Origin of the sequence: Deferribacter thermophilus (assembly GCF_049472675.1) — a bacterium.
Taxonomy (GTDB): Bacteria; Chrysiogenota; Deferribacteres; order Deferribacterales; family Deferribacteraceae; genus Deferribacter; species Deferribacter thermophilus.
In genome coordinates this window covers 70,465-87,393 of the sequence record NZ_JAPNXM010000003.1, presented here as the reverse complement: position 1 = coordinate 87,393, position 16,929 = coordinate 70,465, and the positions used below count along the sequence as shown (strand labels likewise).

The window sequence follows — 16,929 nt, the reverse complement described above, 5'->3', positions numbered from 1 at the left end:
TTGTCTGTTATAAAGTTTACCAAGGCTGGCTGGATTTATATTATCCTTACAATTTTAATGGGCTTTTCTGCTATAAATACCAATAATAATCTTGTTTTTATAACTGTATCTTTAATGCTTGCTGTGATGGGGGTATCTGGATTTTATGGTAAATCAAATATAGAAAAACTATCTTTTAATATCTCTTTTGAAAATGAAATATATGCAAGAAAGAAAACCAACATAACAGTTTTTGTAACAAACAGAAAAAAGAAACTTATTTCATCACTGCTCAACATTGAAGTATTAGGTGAAAAAGGGGTTATAGATTTTATAAGCCCAAAAGAAACAAAAAATTTTAAAATTTCAAAGAGTTTTGAAAATAGGGGGGTGGTAAGCATTGATAAAATTGTTGTTAGCTCTACATACCCTTTTAATTTTTTTATAAGGAGAAAGGTTTATCATATAAATGAAGAGTTTATTGTTTTTCCAGAAATGATAAAAACTAATATCTCATTTAGCGGTAAAAATAAGATTGATAATGCAGATTTGAGCGGCATTGATGAAGCTAAAAACCAGGAAGAGATAAGCAATATAAGAGGGTACAATAACGACCCCTTAAATAAAATCTTCTGGAAGCATTTTGCAAAGGATGGAAACCTATATGTAAAAGAGTTTAGCTCGAGTGATGAAAGCTACTCTTATTTATCTTTTGATGAACTATTAAGAAAATATGATACAGAAATGGCTATTAAGGTAGCTACCACGATTATCTATGAAATGAATGCATGGAGAAAACCTTTTATTTTTGAGCTTGATGGTGAAAAATTTAATATCTTACGCGCTACAGAGAAGTTGGAAGCGCTTAAACGGCTTGCTCTTTATGGTAAAAATTGAAAATTTATTAAACTTATTAACAATTTTGATGGTATTAGTCTCATTGCTTAGTGTGAGTAAGTATGTCAGTGTGCTCTTTTCTACATTGCTTATAATGACTGTAGTATTTTTTCTTTTAAATCTAAAATATCAATTTTTAAAACCAAATAGAAAAATATTAACTCTTTTTTCTTTTTTGGTTTCGGGTGTTATAGTTTTAAGAACAAACTCAAATACTTTGGTGTTATCTTTAACCCATATTCTTATTATTTTCCTCTGTGTAAAACTGCTCGAATATAAAAAATACAGAGATTATATGCAGATTCTTGTTTTATCTATTTTTTTGACCACTGCTTCAGGTTTATTTAATCTCAGTATGATATATCTGGTATTTATCCTTTTAAATATTGTTTTTGGCTATTTTTTAGCAATTTTTGCTACTTTTTATGATTTTCAAGAAAGTATAATTTTAAATAAAAGTGAGATTAAAGAGTTAATTTTTAAGGGGTTAAAGTCAATAATTTTGACAATCCCTTTAGCTACTTTGATTTTTATTATTTTACCCAGGACAAACTATCCTCTTTTTAGCTCATTGGGATATAATGTAGGCTCAAGGTCTGGGTTTAGTAGTGAAATAGGTTTGGGGGATGTAAATACAATACAAGAGGATAATAGGATAGCTTTTAGAGTGGTAATGGATAAATTGGATAAGCCACTTTATTTTAGAGGGGTTGTTTTTGATGTTTTTGATGGAAGAAAATGGAAATCTGCAATTTCAAAGAAAAGGGATTTTGTTATAGAGATAAACGGCAAGGTGGTTAGATATGAGATTTATCTTGAGCCTCATTATGAAAACTTTTTAATAACGCTTGATTACCCTTATAAAGTGAGGCTAAAGAAAAAGAAATTTTATTTTACAAATAAACTTGAGGTTAGAGTTTACAAACCAGTTAATAAAAAGATAAAATATGAAGGTGTTTCAGTTGTTTCAAATAGATTGAAAGATGTGGTGGATATCCCTTTTTATACAGATGTCTCAAAGGTCTCTACTAGGATAGTTAATTTTGCAAAGAAATTTAAAAAAGAAAGTGATATGGCTACCGCAAAAGGGATATTAAATTATCTAAAAACTAACTATGAATACTCATTGAAAGATTTACCCACTGGCAAGGATTCGCTTAGTAAATTTTTATTTGAAGTAAAAAGAGGAAATTGTGAATTTTTTGCATCAAGTATGGCATTGATGTTAAGAGTAAATAAAATCCCTGCAAGGCTTGTGGGCGGTTTTAAAGGTGGATATTACAATGAAAATGGTGGTTATTATGCTGTGGCAAATAAAAATGCCCATGTCTGGGTAGAAGCTTTTATAGATGGCTACTGGGTTAGGTTTGATCCCACACCTGCTGCCATAGAAAATTTTACAGATAAAAATAGATTACCTTTTGCCCTTAAAATGCGACTTTATTTTGACTACATCTCTTATTATTGGACAAAGTTTGTTATAAATTATGATTTTGATAAACAGGTTAGTATCTTTAAAAATGTTTCCTCATCTTTTAAAAATATCAAAGTTAATAAAAAATATTTGATAAAATTGGTATTTATTTTATTTATTGTATTTGTTTTAGTTTATCTTGCTGTAAAGTTTAGGAGAAGGTATAGAGCAGAATATTATCTAAGCAATTTTTTGAAATTTTTGGCAAAAGAGGGGGTTGTGATAAAAGAGAACGAGCCGCTTAAAAATATTGTAAAAAAGATGGATGATGAAAGCTTAAAAATTGCTGCAGAAGAGTTTGTAGATGAATTTTATAAAATGAGATTTAAAGATAATCATGTGGATTACAGAAAACTAAAAATGTTAATGCGTAATATCAAAATGCACAAAAAGAAAACCTAAAACCAGATATTATAATTTAACTCGATATTGTAGATATTGTAATCCTGAGGTTGTTCAATAAAAATTTAAAAGATTTAATAATAAGATTGCTTCGTCGTTATGCTCATCGCAACGACCATTTTTGCCATTGTTATCATAAGCGAAGCAATCTCAAAAAGTTTTACTTTTATTCGTGCAATAACCTCACAATATTAATTTATTTCATATTAAAATTAATAGTCTTTAAAGGCAACCCCTTATTTGTTAAAATTATTTCGTATTTTCCTTGTGGCCAAGTTTTTTCTGGTGGCATTTCTAAATAATAAGTTATATATCCTGAGTAGTTATCGTTTGTTATTCTATATGGATAGTTGGCAATAAAAAGTTTTTCCCCATTTGGTTGATAACAATACCATTGAGCTACAATTTCTGTGTCTTTAGGTACATTGTTTATAGCACATGTTAGGTAAACTTTTTTTATATTGGGATTTAGAGTTTCTGGCATCAGTTTTGGGATATATTCCCCTTTAAATTGATACAATCCACAATCAGATATTTTAAGGTTATTTGAGGTATTGACAGTATTTGTAATATTGGTATTGTTTTTACTATGAACTTTGATATCGATCCAATCCACCTGAATATCATGACCTGTGTACCAGCCATAAGAATGCATAATAAACCTTATATAAGGGGATGTTAAGTCTGCAGTATATACTTGAGCAGTTTGTCCATTTATTTTGTAAATTGCTATATTATTATCTGAATCATAGACTATTTCTTCTTCAAACCACCTATCCCATATTGGTTGAAAAACTTTATAATTTTGTTTATTACGCCAATCATAACCAGCTATTACAAATCCATGTTTTGTAGGCACATACTGGGTTACTCCTGGTTTTTCATAGTAATAATTGTAGTAGGTTACCTGAAATAAAAATCTTCCTAACTTATTGCTCCATTGAGATAGGTTTGCAGCAGGAGTTAGATCTGGATTATCTGTTTGATAAAACCATATTCCACCTTCAAAATATTGGTTAGCATAATGTACTTTTACTCGTCTTTTGATAGTTATTATGTCCCCTTTATTTATTTTTATTGCTTTTGAAGCTAAAAATCCACTTCTGTCAGTATAGTTGCATTTTAAATCAAGGATACCATTGTTTATATAAATTTTATTTGGCGCATATCTAAGAGTTTGCCACTCTAATGGTAGCCAAAAATCTTTATTTAAAAAATTGAAATCGTCGTGATAGTCGATTTTTGATAAAGGTTGATGGTTTGTATTTTGAGGATTTTCTTTTTTAACACCTGATATGGTAAAAGTGTTTAAAACTGGATTTGGCACTGCATATTTGAGCCAGCAGCGCGGATTTGGCCCTTGATAACCAGGTTTTACAAAAGTCCATGCTTTGCATTTTGGATCATTATCACAAGCCTGTTTACATAACAACGCATTGTTTTGTTGTAAATCAAAATTTTTATAATCGTATCCTGGTCTGTCTGTGCTATATTCAAATCCATTTTCTGTGTATTGAGTATTGATAAATTTTATTTCATCTATAAAGGCATACTCGAAATACCATCCATTAGCTTTTATGTATAAATCTACATCTATTGTTTGTCCGTAATATTTTTGCAAAGGTATTGTAAGTTCATACCACTTTTTCCCATCAATAACTCTTTCAAAGGCTTTTACTCCATTTATCCTAACTTCCATTAACCAGTCACCATTTTTGTTACCTGCAACCCTGAACATTAGTGATTTATCTTTTGAATTTACATAGTATTTCCCTTTTAAATGAGTTGGCTCAGTTGTTGAAATTGGGTGGAGATATAATGCTGCTCCATGAGCTCCTTCAGGTGGCATAGCATCTCCAATTTTTTTTACAGGATAATACCAGCCAAATCTATTATTTACCCCTGCTATTTTTGCTACAGTGCCATCAGGTAGTGAACCAGTTTTTATTACATTCCAGTTTTTAAACCAGTTTTCTGCATAAGGTGAATTTTTAAAATAATCATTTAGAGAATTGCCAAAATTTGTTTTTTCTGGATTAGCTGAGTTAGTTGAGATTTTTGTCCCATTCCAAGTTCCATCCCAGGTATTTCCACAAAAACCGTATCTCCATTTACCAGTAAATTTTGTACCATCTTTTGAAAAAACAAATTGTAAATCTCCGGCATCACGAGGTGGCTTATAAGAAGGATACTCACTCCATCTCCCAATTAAAATATTTCCACTGATTGTTCCAGTTATTCGCCCCTTATCATGAGTATAACTGCCTGTTACTGTGTTACCCCTTTGTATTAAATTCATTTTACCAAAATTTGTATCCCAGCTACCAGCTACATTAATTGTTGTTAAAGCAGGATTATTTATGTTGTTAGATGTGTTTATATTAGATATTCTTACGATTTTTACATTATCTATAGCAGGTCCCCAAGCAGATGGGTTGTTATCAAGAGCGATGAAAGAGATATTTGTTATGTTTGATGTTGCAGTAAAAGTAAGAGATTTTTTAACCCAACCCATATTCCTTTTATTTTTGCCTGTTGTGTTAAATTGGAATGTTTTTGAAATTGAGCCAGCAATAACTTTTAGGTATTTTATACCTTGATTATCAGGATTACCTGCCAAATCAAATGTGAGTTGGTATGTAGCACCAGGTACTGTATTAATATTTTGACTAATGGCTCCGCATGTAGAACCACATAAATCTATAGATCTTTTTCCATTGCTACTTTGCCAGTAGTTTTCAATTAAATCAATAGAACCGTTGGTAATTGCCCAATTATTAATTTTGTTTGAGCCTTTTGATAGTGTGAGCCAGCTTCCTACATGTTGTGGACCAAGTTCAAAGCTACCATTTTTTATTAAATTTGTTTTTCCATTTATGTTTGTTTCTGGTGAAGTTATATTTGTTGCAAGGTAAATGCTATTTGCCCATGTCCCACCACAAATTTGGTTTTGGTCACCTGAACACTTCATATTGCAATTGTTGGCAACTCCATATTTCCCATAACTATTTCCACAAAAGCAGTATGACGAGTATTGCACTCCTGCGTATTTAAAACCTTTTTGAGCACATAAGTTGATACACATCTGAGGTGTCATATTGTTTGAATGAAATATAAATCCATTTAAATCTCTGCCAGTTAATCCTTGAGGATCCCCTTGATCCTTATAACAGCCAATATAATTTTCTTGATTGTCTAAAAAGTTTTCACCACTTTCTGCAGTGTTGTATCCTATTTTTTGTATAGCATTTTCATCCTTATTTAAAGATTTGGCAAACTCTTTAAGAAAAAATGATTTTACAATAATATTAAAATCCTCATAAGGAACAATTTTTACTATGTACCATTTATTTGATATTTTTTCTAAAAGAAAAATCAAATCAGAATTTTCTTCAAAACTGTCAGAATTAACTTTACTCATCACTATGGTTTGAAATTTAACTTCTACTAAAGCTTTATTTCCGTCCTGCTGGACTTTTTCTATAGATACATTTGAAAATTTTTGATTTATAGATTTAAAAACTGCTGCATATAACTGTAAACGTTTATCATCAAACGATTTAAAATTTGATTTTATCCAATTTATATCTTCTGATTGAATCGCATTTAAGTAATTATAAATTATATTTTCAATGGAAGCATTGGAACCAAATACTGTATTGAATAAGAAAAATATTGATACAAACATAAATATGATTTTTTTCATTTTATTCAACCTCCTTCCATATTCTTACACCGCAGTTTTTAAATGTTATTGCTGAATATCCTTCTTTATCAGTTACCTTGACAAGAATAGGAATAAAAATAATATCTCTATAAGAGTCAGATATTTTTCTATATTTCTTATAAATGCCATATATAGTTTTTGCATTTTCATAAATTGCTTTCATTAATTCCATTTGCATTGCAGCTCCAATGCTTACACTGGCCCTTGTAACAAGATCACGGATGCCTGCACCTAAAAGAACTCCTCCTACTACCATGTCTTGAGATTTTACATAGTCTTTATTTTCATCATTTATAAATGAAAGTGTATTGTTATAATAATCAGAAGTTCCAAAACTATTTTGGCTTACCGAAACTACAACTTCAGATTTTATCCTACCATTAATAATAAGAATTTTTTCTAATTTGCTACCTTTCTGAAGCGCATTTCTAACATCAGATAAGAGTTTACCGCTTGAATAAGTAATCAGAACATTTGCAGCTACTTTTAAATTTGTTTCTAAAAGCTCTTTCCACATATCTGGTTGTTCATTTAAATCGAGCCCCAACTTTTTTGATGCAAGATAGAACTCAAAAACATTACCTTTAAAATTACGTACCCGTAAAAGTGTGTTGTAAATTTTTCCTCCTCTAACTTTAAATTTTCCATATCCTTGCACTTCTATATAAAATTCATTGCTATCCAAGTCTTCTATAAATACCTTAGATGGCTGAATTTGCCAATTTTCAGCGTCCATTCCACATGGAAGTAAAAATTTTGTGATTTTAGGAATTGGGTTTTGGAAATTTATAATAAAGCTTCCTACTAAATCAGAATCTTCAAATATATTAAATTTAACCTGAACTGGAAATTTTGTTTCGGGGTTTTTGATATTGTTTAACATTCCTTTTTTTATTTTTGGTGTAGGTATAAATATTGCACCTTTGCCTTCACTATTTGTTTTTAAATTATCAATAATTATAGGGCGGGTTAAATAATCAACTGTCTTTCCATCTTTCTGAAAAGGTTCATGGCTGTAGCGAACTCTAAAAATTTTGTTTGCAGCAGGTGTTCCATCTGGCATAGATAATTGAAAAATTAGTTTTTGTTCTTTGCCATTTGCTACGAGATTTGTAGGTGTTACTTTAATATTTAGTTTTTGTTTTTTCTTAACCAGTAAAATGTCTTCATATATCGTGTATATACTGGCTCCACCTCCTGTAATTATAAGAAATTCTCTATAACCACCAAATTTATCAGTATTTAATTTATAAGTTTTATTATTAAAATTTATTTTTATTTGAGCATCATGTATTGGTTTGTTTGAGTTTTTGTCCTTAACTGTACCACGAACTAAAATTCTTCCATATTTAGAATATTCTGAACTTTTAATTTTTATCTCTTTTTTAATATGAACTGGTTCGTAGTTTTCTTTTTTTATGTAAATATCAATATCTGATTTAACCTCACTTTCATTTTCTTTATCAGTTTGTTGTAAATTATTAGAACCTCTAAGAATAGCAACAATTGAAGCAAAGTAAGAATCTGCATTGCTTTTAAACGTTTCACATTTAAATTTTAAATCAGGAGAATTCTGCAATAAAGAAGAATTTTGGCAAGGAGGAGCATCTGCTGCAGTACTAACAGATATATCGTAGTCTGTAATGTTTTTATTTTCTGGCAAATAGATAATACCCCCTCCAATACCATCACAATCGATACAACCAGAATATCCAGGGAATAAAATTGAACATACACTTACGCAATATTGGACGGAATCTTTATGTTGAACAGTTTTATTGTTGTTAGTTCTTGATGTATATTTGTAAATTTCTTTTCTAACAAAAATCCCTTGATAATTACATGCTTTTGCTAAAATAAAACCATTTTTACATGCCCATTGTGAAACTGGATCATCTTTGCCACACGGTGATTCATATAAATCTATTTCGTAAGGTTCTGGATCTTGTGACCCCTGACATTTTATTTTTTGGTTATGTTGTAGATAGTCAGTCCATAACTCTGAATCTAGAGCATTAGCAACAGTAAAGACTACAAATAACAATATAAAAATTACAAAAGGTTTGTTATTAAATAGAGTTTTCATGACAATCTCCTTATAATCTAGAACATAATTAATTATACAATATCCTGAGTACTGTTTTCAACAAAACTTGTAAAAAATCTATAATTTTTGAAAAAAATAGTATATGAGCTCAATTGCTGTTGAATTTTAGAGAGGATTATTTCAACTAAACCTATATTTAGGAATATGTATAAAATATGCATAATTATAAATATTTTATAAAGTTTTCTTCAAAGTATCAAAAGTGAAAACTTAGTCTCTTCAAGGGGGATAGCAAAATTGATTAAAATTTAGGCAAATTGGTCAATGAGCACAAAATAGCTACAAGTATATTATTATTCAAAATGAAATAGGGAGAATGTGTTAAACCTTAAAAGAAGGTTTTTTAAATGTTGTGGAAAAGTTGTAAAAAAAATTTGATTGCTTTGCCAGATGCGTTTTATTAATTTATAAAAATGCTTGGACTGTATATTCATATCCCTTTTTGTAAAAGTAAATGTAAATATTGTGGATTTTTATCGATATCCAATTTTGATTCTGATGTTGTGAAGAATTATTTACATGCAATAGAGAAAGAGCTTTCTGTTTATACAGAGTATCAGTTTGACACTATTTATATGGGTGGTGGGACTCCATCAGTTTTAGACTATTATGAATTAGAAAATCTTTTAAAAACTATTAAGAAGCTAAATTTAAAGAAATTAAAAGAGTTTACATTTGAGGCAAACCCTGAAAGCCTCGATGAAACAAAAATAAAAATTTTAAAAGATTATGGAGTTTCTAGAATAAGCATCGGAGTACAATCTCTAGATAACAATGTATTGCAGTTTTTGGGTAGGATTCATAAAGCAAAAGATGTATATGATTGTATGTATTTATTAAAAAAATATGATTTCAATATTAATGTGGATATAATATTTGATATCCCAACAGTTCCCGCAAAAACAATATATGAAACATTAAGTAAATTGTTTGATTTGGCACCAAATCATATTTCTGCGTATTCTTATTCGTTTGATACAGACTTTTTAAATGAATATAAAATAGAAAAAAACACTCATATTTTAGAAATATCTAAATCGCTTGAAAATAACGGTTATATTAGATACGAAATTTCCAATTTTGCAAAAAAAGGTTATGAATCTCTCCACAATATAAATTATTGGAAAATGGGTGATTTTATGGGTGTTGGAGCAGCAGCTCATTCTATGATAAATTTAGAAAACTCTAGGGTGAGATTTTCACACCCTAAAAATATAAAAGATTATGTAGATTCTTGTTTTTTTTATGACAACATCGAAATCGTCAGGGATAAAAGAGAGATTATTATGGAAAATATAATTTTTGGTTTAAGACTCACTGAAGGGGTCGATTTAGAACTTTTTAATAGATTGGAAATCAAAAATATGTTAGAAGAGTTAATAAATAGAGGCTATTTAAAGATTGTTGGAGATAAAGTATGTTTGACAGAAAAAGGTTTGTTGTTTTTGGATTATGTGCAGGAGTATTTTTATTTACACTTTTAATTTATAGCAATACATCTTATTCATCAGGTTGTGCTGGTGACTGTATGACATGTCATGAAAATTTAAAAGGGGATGAAACACATATTGCAATGACATTTTGTTCTGACTGTCATAATAAATCTAATTCAGAATTATCATTAGGCTCTTCTTTTAGTGAAGGCTGTGGTGAGAAATGTTTTGATTGTCATGACCAGTGGCCAAATGATGGATATCATGCAGATTTAGAAAAATGCATTAGCTGTCATACTAAAAAATAAATTATTTAAGTAAATAAGATCTAAAGAAGGCACTGTCGATTACTTGGTTGTAATCTTTTCCATTTAAATAATCTAAAAACAGCTCTTTAGAAATATAATATTCTGCTGTTATATATTTTTTTGGTTTTGTAATTTCAGTGAGCTTTTCGCTAATTCCCCAGATACCACTAATTAAAAATCCTCTAAAATTTCTATCGTTTAGTAGTTTATTTAATTTTATATGTTTTAGCATATATAAAATATCTATTGTGCCATTTTTCAAAGAATTTTTTATTATTTTGTCAGTATCTTTGTGGATTATTTTATTTATATTTTTACCATGATAGGTTATAAATAGCCAAAAATCACCAGGCTTATTTTTACACTCTTTACAATCGCTGGCACCAGTAAAACCTACGCCGTCGTCAATAATTTTAAGGTTTAGAATTTTTAAACTTTCTACAATAGAATTTAACTCGTCTGTGTATTTGGCTTTTAGCATTCGAGTGTAGTTATTTTTAGGGTTTGCAACAGTATTGACATAATTTAAATTTGATCCCTTTGTGCAACCAATTGATAAAAAAAGAGTGATTAAAAATACTATTATCTTCATGATACAATATATCCTATTATAATATAATTCTCTTTATTTTAACAAATTACTTGCAAAAAATGCAATAAATTTTTAAAGTAAGTCTTGCATTTAGTGTTTTTTAACTATATGGAGGCAAGTTATATGAGAGATAAGATAGAAGCTGTAGAAGTTAAATGTCCAAAATGTAAAAGAAAACAGATTGTTTATATTCCAAAGGAACCAATACCAAAGTGTCCTGATTGTGGGACACAAATGGTAATTAGTGAACTTTTAGATGAAGGAAAATCATATTAGGAGGATGACATGAGAAAGCTATTAGTATCACTGTTAGTTTTACTTTTTGCTGCAACTTTTCTTTATGCAGCAGATAATGAGTTGTGGGAAAAGTCCACTCTTAACCAGATTTTAAAAAGAGGGGAGTTAAGAGTAGGACTTGAGTCTGGTTATAAGCCATTTGAAATGACTGCAAAAAATGGCGAAATAATAGGTTTTGATGTTGATATTGCCAAAGTGATGGCTAAAGCTATGGGCGTTAAGCTTAAGTTAGTTAATACTGCTTGGGATGGTATAATCCCTGCATTAATTACTGACAAGTTTGATATAATTATGTCTGGTATGACAATAACTCAGGAGAGAAATCTTCAAGTAAATTTTGCAGATCCATATATTATTGTGGGGCAAACATTATTGATCCATAAAAAAGATGCAGGCAAAATCAAATCATATAAAGATTTAAATAATCCAAAATATGTGATTGCTTCAAAACTTGGTACTACAGGATATTTTGCAGCTAAAAAATACATTCCAAAAGCTAAAATAAACGCTTTCGAAACTGAAGCAGATGCTTTTCAAGATTTTATCAATGGAAAAGCTGATGCTTTTGTTTATGATTTACCTCTTTGTGCATATTACTACTCAATTTATAAAGATAAGGTTGTTTTCTTAGATAAGCCTTTTACTTATGAACCTCTTGGTTGGGCAATAAAAAAAGGTGATCCTGATTTCTTAAACTGGTTGAATAACTTTTTGAGACAGATTAAAGGTGATGGTACATACGATAAAATCTATGATAAATGGTTTAAGAGCACATCTTGGCATAAACAAGTTCAGTAATAAATCTAAAGCCCCCTTTATGGGGGCTAAATACATATACAAGAGAGGATAAAAAGTGAATAGAAAGAGAAGTAACTTTTTATGGAATGTTGTTTTTGTGCTTATATTAATAGCTATTGGAGTATTTTTTTATTTTTCTACAAAGCAAATTAATTATATTTGGAGATGGGATAGAGTATTTCAATTTGTATGGCATACTTATGATAAGGAAATTAGAGCTCCTTTTGATGGTACAGCTAAAATAGAAGGTAAAAAACTTATTGTTGTTTCAGATTCTGGAGAAGAAAACGAAATTAAAGATTTTAGCCAGATAACAGTTTCTGATGGTGATCTTATTTTTGAAGGTGATGTGATTGCAAAAAAGAGGGCGAGTGAGCCTGGCCCTCTGTTATATGGGCTTTATGTGACATTGAAATTGTCTATAATTTCAATATTTTTTGCTATAATAATTGGTATCATCACAGGTTTAATGAGAATTTCAGAAAATCCTGCTTTAAAGAAATTGGCTATAACTTATATTGAGCTAATTAGAGGTACACCATTATTAGTTCAGATTTTTATTTTTTATTTTTTCATAGGTACAGTTTTACAGCTGAATAGATTTACAGCTGGTGTTGCTGCTTTGGCTGTTTTTGCAGGTGCTTATGTAGCAGAGATTGTTAGAGCTGGAATACAATCTATTCACAAAGGTCAAACAGAGGCTGCAAGAAGTCTGGGAATGAATTATTTTCAGACTATGAGATATATTATTTTACCTCAAGCATTAAAAAGAACAATTCCTCCTATGGCAGGTCAGTTTATATCTCTTATAAAAGACTCTTCACTTGTATCAGTTATTTCTATTACTGACTTAACAAAAGCGGGTAGAGAAGTTGTTACATCGACATTTCAACCGTTTGAAGTATGGTTTACGGTTGCTTTTCTCTATCTCATACTAACGACATCACTGTCATTTTTAACCCAATTACTTGAAAGGAGGTTGGCTGAAAGTGACTGATTATATAATAGAGGCCACTAATGTTCATAAAGTATACCCCAATGGGGTTCATGCTTTAAAAGGGGTTACTTTAAAAGTAAAAAGGCAAGAAGTGGTGGTTATTATTGGGCCAAGTGGTTCTGGAAAATCTACTTTTTTAAGAACCTTAAACTTGCTAGAGACTATCAATGATGGTAAGATTATTATTGATGGGGTAGATTTGACAAGCCCCAAAACAAATATAAATAAAGTGAGAGAAGAAGTTGGGATGGTTTTCCAGCAGTTTAATTTGTTTCCTCATATGACTGTTTTAAGAAATATTACTTTAGCTCCAATGGTAGTGAAAAAAGTTAAAAAAGAAGAAGCTGAGGAGATAGCTATACAGTTATTAGAAAAGGTTGGACTTGCTGATAAAATTAATAGTTACCCTTCTCAACTATCAGGTGGGCAGCAACAAAGGGTAGCAATTGCTAGAGCCCTTGCAATGAGACCAAAGATTATGCTTTTTGACGAACCAACAAGTGCTCTTGATCCAGAAATGATTGGTGAAGTATTAGATGTTATGAAGACATTGGCAAAAGAAGGGATGACGATGGTTGTTGTAACACATGAGATGGGGTTTGCTAGAGAAGTTGCTGATAGAGTTGTTTTTATGGACAATGGAGAGTTAATTGAAGAAAATACTCCACAAGAGTTGTTTACAAATCCAAAAAATGATAGATTAAAACAGTTTTTAGGTCAGATTCTTTAGAGGTGGTATGTTTTTTAGTAAAAAGGTTAAAATAAATGTTAAGAATAAAAATGTAGTAATTGAAGCAAAAAGTGGAAGTAACCTTTATGAGGTTTTGGTTCAAAATGGTATCCCAATAGAATCTCTCTGTAAAGGGAGTGGCCAGTGTGGAAAGTGTAAGGTAAAAATAGTTTCTGCTGATGGGAAAGAGATAAATAAACCTACTAAAAAAGATAGATTAATACTTGCAAAGATAAACTTGGACAATGGATATAGACTTGCCTGTCAATATGTGGTGAAGTCAGATATTATTGTGGATACAGAAGAATGGATTGTTGAAGATGATCCAAATATTTTAAAAGTTACTGTCAAGAAAGTGGGTAAACCGACATCTGAAGATAACAAATCAGAAGAAAATTTAGAAAAAGATTATGAATTATCGGATAAGCAATTTGATGATGATGCAGAATTAAAAGCTCTTAAAGATGGGTTAATCTTGATTCAATACCCAAAAGGTATCAAATATTTTGTTTACAGTGCAAGTATAGGGACGATTTCTTTTGATGGTTATGTTAAAACTGATGAGCCTTTAATTGACTTAATTGATAACAATTTATTGTCTGATTTTATCTATAACAATGTGGATGTTCCAGATATTGATAGAGTTTTAATTATTCTAGATTCAGTTTATTACAAAGGGGAGAATCTTTTAAATTTGATAGAATATTATTCTTTTGAAATAGGGGAGATGTTTTGTGAAATTATTCAACCGTTAAATAACCCTTCAAATCTTTTAACCTTTTTCAGGCTGTTAAATTTACAGGATGGGTCATTATTGATACCTTTAGATAGTTTGACCTCATATTATTTTAAATTGAATGAAAAACTTTATTTATTAGATGCTAAATACATTTCAAATAGAGTTGATTTAGGATTTCTATTTCAAAAAGGGTTAAATCCAATTACAGATATTTCAAATGATTTTAAAGATGTACAAATAAAAGACCCATATTTTGAGCCTGATTCGATCAGTCCAAAGGCTATCATGAAAACTATTTATAATTTATCTAAGTTTGGAATTATTGATGATAATTTTAGAATAAAAGATCGTAATGATTTACTTGATAAGGTTCCAATTGAGATTTTGGTTAAAATTAGCAAGAAAGGGGATGAGACAAAATTTAATGTATATCGAAAAAAAGAGATATCTATTTCTGTAAGCGATAAGGATCTTTATCATTTTTATGAATTTAAAAAGCTGGTGAACTCTTTGGTCTCTTATACTGAAAAATTTTTAGGGAAAATAAGTAACATAGTCTTGTATTCATATTCAGATATAGAAGAAGTTATAAATATTTTGATTGGGCTTAAAATTTTTCCAAACAAATATGCTAAAAAAATAACTTTTTTTAGTGGTGATCCAGCTCTTTTATCTATCAAATTTTTTAGTTATAAGAATATTCCAGCTTATTTAAACAAAAATTTTAAAGAATTAAATTCTATTGAACTTTATAAAAACGAAAATTTTAATAATATTTTCGAAAAATTTTAGAATGTTGTGCAATAAAAAATAATATTTTAAGATTTCTAAGACGCTTGTGATAATAAAAATGTAGTCATTACGAGGAGCGATAGCGACGAAGTAATCTCTTGTAAAACATTGGAATGGATATTGCTTCGTTAGTGCTCGTATAGAATAAAGGTGGTCATTGCGAGGGGCGTAAGCCCCGAAGCAATCTCGTTTTTATTTAACTAATTTTTACGCTTTTTAAGGCTTCGACTTCAATTGGTCTATTTCTATTATAACTAACGACTACATCAACAGGTTTTTCTAAAATGTTTTCTAATTTTGCTGCTAATTTGATTTTTTTTTCAAATAGGTTTTCTCTGTTTTTAGGTATTATATAAAGATCTATATCACCACCTTTTTTATCTATAAGCCTACTACCAAAAATAAATATTTCGCAATCCCCAAAAATATCTTTAGTGAGCCTTTTGATAATTTCAATTTCATCTTTTTTCAGTCTTATTTTCAATTTTTTTAACAACCTCCATTAAAATAGGTGTTTTCTCAATAAGATAGTTTATTGCTTCTACTTTTTCACTAGAATCTTCAGGATAATCATGAGCAAGCAGGTTCCTTATCTTTCTAAATTCACTCCATGTATCTATATCTATAATATTTTCTTTTTAAATTTCTTTTAATATTTCCAAAAAACTTTTATCTTCCACTGGATAAAAAAGTTTATTTAAAAACTCACGAAAAATTTTTGAGCCTATTAAATCTTGTAATTTAGCAAATCTAAAAGCAAGAGTATCAAGCATATCTTTTTCATATGAATTTAAATTATTAAATTTTTCAACTGTTAAAGGATAAAGTTTATTCAATCTTGATAATACATCTTTTAGTCGCTCAATATGGGTATTTGCTTCTTTTAAATAAGATGACAATCTATCAATGGCCATTTTAACCTCTATGTCAAATCTAAACAATTATTTTTGTATTGTGAAATATATTAAAAAATAGCTTTGGTTACTATTTCCTCCAAGTTTTCTTTTGAATCAAGTTGTATTTTTTTCTTTTTGTCAATAATTACTACTGGTGGGTTGAGAATTCCATATTCTTCAGGAATTTTTTCATTTTCAGCATCTATTAGAATTACTTCAATTTTGTCGCGATATTTTTCTGCAAGATTTTTAGCTATTTCAGGTGTTTTGGTGTCTTTTGAACCTTTATAAAAAAATTCAACTCTAATCATCAAACCCTCCTTTTTTCTATTATTATAACATATTTATTAAATTTTTTCATTCTAAATTATCATTGATGATATTTTACAATAGTCTAATATTTTGATAATCAAAACAATCAATAGATTGCTTCTACAAAATATGTTGCCTCGCAAAGAGTAAGGCTGTCATTGCGAGGAGTGAAACGACGAAGCAATCTCTTTTTTATTCTCTTTTCACTATTTACGATTCACTACTTACTTAATACAGACTGCTTCATCACTATCGTTCCTCGCAGTGACTAAAACCTGAGATTGCTTCGCTGACGCTCTCAATGACAATCATACCAGTCATCGAGAGGCAGTGTAAACTGCCGAAGCAATCTCAAAAGATTTTTATAAAATTTTTTCTAAAGAAATTTTTATACATTCCGATTTTTAATCTGACGCACGGAAGCGTCAAAAAAAATTAAATAGGGGAAA

Annotated in this window: 15 protein-coding genes; 9 read left to right on the top strand and 6 right to left on the bottom strand. The window is 29.7% G+C overall.

The window, feature by feature from the left end:
• Together OWM07_RS03910 and OWM07_RS03905 are read left to right on the top strand one after the other, a co-directional pair.
• Window positions 1–876 (top strand): DUF58 domain-containing protein, encoded by an 876-nt coding sequence (locus OWM07_RS03910; RefSeq protein WP_423302365.1) that lies wholly within the window; start codon window positions 1–3, stop codon window positions 874–876.
• Window positions 863–2,752, top strand: coding sequence for a transglutaminase TgpA family protein (locus tag OWM07_RS03905; protein WP_423302364.1), 1,890 nt, complete (start codon window positions 863–865; stop codon window positions 2,750–2,752). The genes OWM07_RS03910 and OWM07_RS03905 overlap by 14 nt, the downstream gene beginning before the upstream one ends.
• A 196-nt stretch (window positions 2,753–2,948) precedes the next feature.
• On the opposite strand, the gene OWM07_RS03900 is transcribed toward OWM07_RS03905, so the two are convergent.
• Together OWM07_RS03900 and OWM07_RS03895 are read right to left on the bottom strand one after the other, a co-directional pair.
• Entirely contained in the window at window positions 2,949–6,458 is a 3,510-nt protein-coding gene (locus tag OWM07_RS03900) for a choice-of-anchor C family protein (protein WP_423302363.1), read from the bottom strand.
• Window position 6,459: 1 nt separating this feature from the next.
• Complete coding sequence (locus tag OWM07_RS03895; protein WP_423302362.1) at window positions 6,460–8,565, bottom strand: hypothetical protein; 2,106 nt, start codon at window positions 8,563–8,565, stop codon at window positions 6,460–6,462.
• Between the two features lie 434 nt (window positions 8,566–8,999).
• Here OWM07_RS03895 and hemW point away from each other — a divergent pair, with 434 nt between their 5' ends.
• A complete protein-coding gene (gene hemW, locus OWM07_RS03890; RefSeq protein ID WP_423302361.1) occupies window positions 9,000–10,070 on the top strand; it encodes a radical SAM family heme chaperone HemW in 1,071 nt (356 codons plus the stop codon).
• Window positions 10,004–10,327, top strand: coding sequence for a cytochrome c3 family protein (locus tag OWM07_RS03885; RefSeq protein ID WP_423302360.1), 324 nt, complete (start codon window positions 10,004–10,006; stop codon window positions 10,325–10,327). The genes hemW and OWM07_RS03885 overlap by 67 nt, the downstream gene beginning before the upstream one ends.
• A 1-nt stretch (window position 10,328) precedes the next feature.
• On the opposite strand, the gene OWM07_RS03880 is transcribed toward OWM07_RS03885, so the two are convergent.
• A complete protein-coding gene (locus OWM07_RS03880) occupies window positions 10,329–10,919 on the bottom strand; it encodes a hypothetical protein (protein WP_423302359.1) in 591 nt (196 codons plus the stop codon).
• Window positions 10,920–11,042: 123 nt separating this feature from the next.
• On the opposite strand from OWM07_RS03880, the gene OWM07_RS03875 reads away from it, so the two are divergent.
• Genes OWM07_RS03875 through OWM07_RS03855 form a run of 5 tightly spaced genes read left to right on the top strand, consistent with a single transcriptional unit; the run spans window position 11,043 to window position 15,272 of the window.
• Window positions 11,043–11,195: a hypothetical protein gene (locus tag OWM07_RS03875; protein WP_423302358.1), complete on the top strand. Its 153-nt coding sequence runs from the start codon at window positions 11,043–11,045 to the stop codon at window positions 11,193–11,195.
• 9 nt (window positions 11,196–11,204) lie between these two features.
• Window positions 11,205–12,014, top strand: a complete 810-nt coding sequence (locus OWM07_RS03870) for a transporter substrate-binding domain-containing protein (protein WP_423302357.1) — start codon at window positions 11,205–11,207, stop codon at window positions 12,012–12,014.
• A 55-nt stretch (window positions 12,015–12,069) separates the two neighbouring features.
• Window positions 12,070–13,011 (top strand): amino acid ABC transporter permease, encoded by a 942-nt coding sequence (locus tag OWM07_RS03865; protein ID WP_423302356.1) that lies wholly within the window; start codon window positions 12,070–12,072, stop codon window positions 13,009–13,011.
• Complete coding sequence (locus tag OWM07_RS03860; protein ID WP_423302355.1) at window positions 13,004–13,741, top strand: amino acid ABC transporter ATP-binding protein; 738 nt, start codon at window positions 13,004–13,006, stop codon at window positions 13,739–13,741. The genes OWM07_RS03865 and OWM07_RS03860 overlap by 8 nt, the downstream gene beginning before the upstream one ends.
• 7 nt (window positions 13,742–13,748) lie before the next feature.
• Window positions 13,749–15,272 (top strand): 2Fe-2S iron-sulfur cluster-binding protein, encoded by a 1,524-nt coding sequence (locus tag OWM07_RS03855; RefSeq protein ID WP_423302354.1) that lies wholly within the window; start codon window positions 13,749–13,751, stop codon window positions 15,270–15,272.
• Window positions 15,273–15,468: 196 nt separating this feature from the next.
• Here the strand turns inward: OWM07_RS03855 and OWM07_RS03850 are convergent, their stop codons facing one another.
• The 3 genes from OWM07_RS03850 to OWM07_RS03840 all read right to left on the bottom strand — a co-directional run bounded on the left by OWM07_RS03850 (window position 15,469) and on the right by OWM07_RS03840 (window position 16,479).
• Entirely contained in the window at window positions 15,469–15,756 is a 288-nt protein-coding gene (locus tag OWM07_RS03850; protein ID WP_423302353.1) for a nucleotidyltransferase family protein, read from the bottom strand.
• Window positions 15,757–15,910: 154 nt separating this feature from the next.
• Window positions 15,911–16,186: a hypothetical protein gene (locus OWM07_RS03845; protein WP_423302352.1), complete on the bottom strand. Its 276-nt coding sequence runs from the start codon at window positions 16,184–16,186 to the stop codon at window positions 15,911–15,913.
• Window positions 16,187–16,236: 50 nt separating this feature from the next.
• Complete coding sequence (locus tag OWM07_RS03840; RefSeq protein ID WP_423302351.1) at window positions 16,237–16,479, bottom strand: hypothetical protein; 243 nt, start codon at window positions 16,477–16,479, stop codon at window positions 16,237–16,239.
• Window positions 16,480–16,929: the final 450 nt, after the last annotated feature.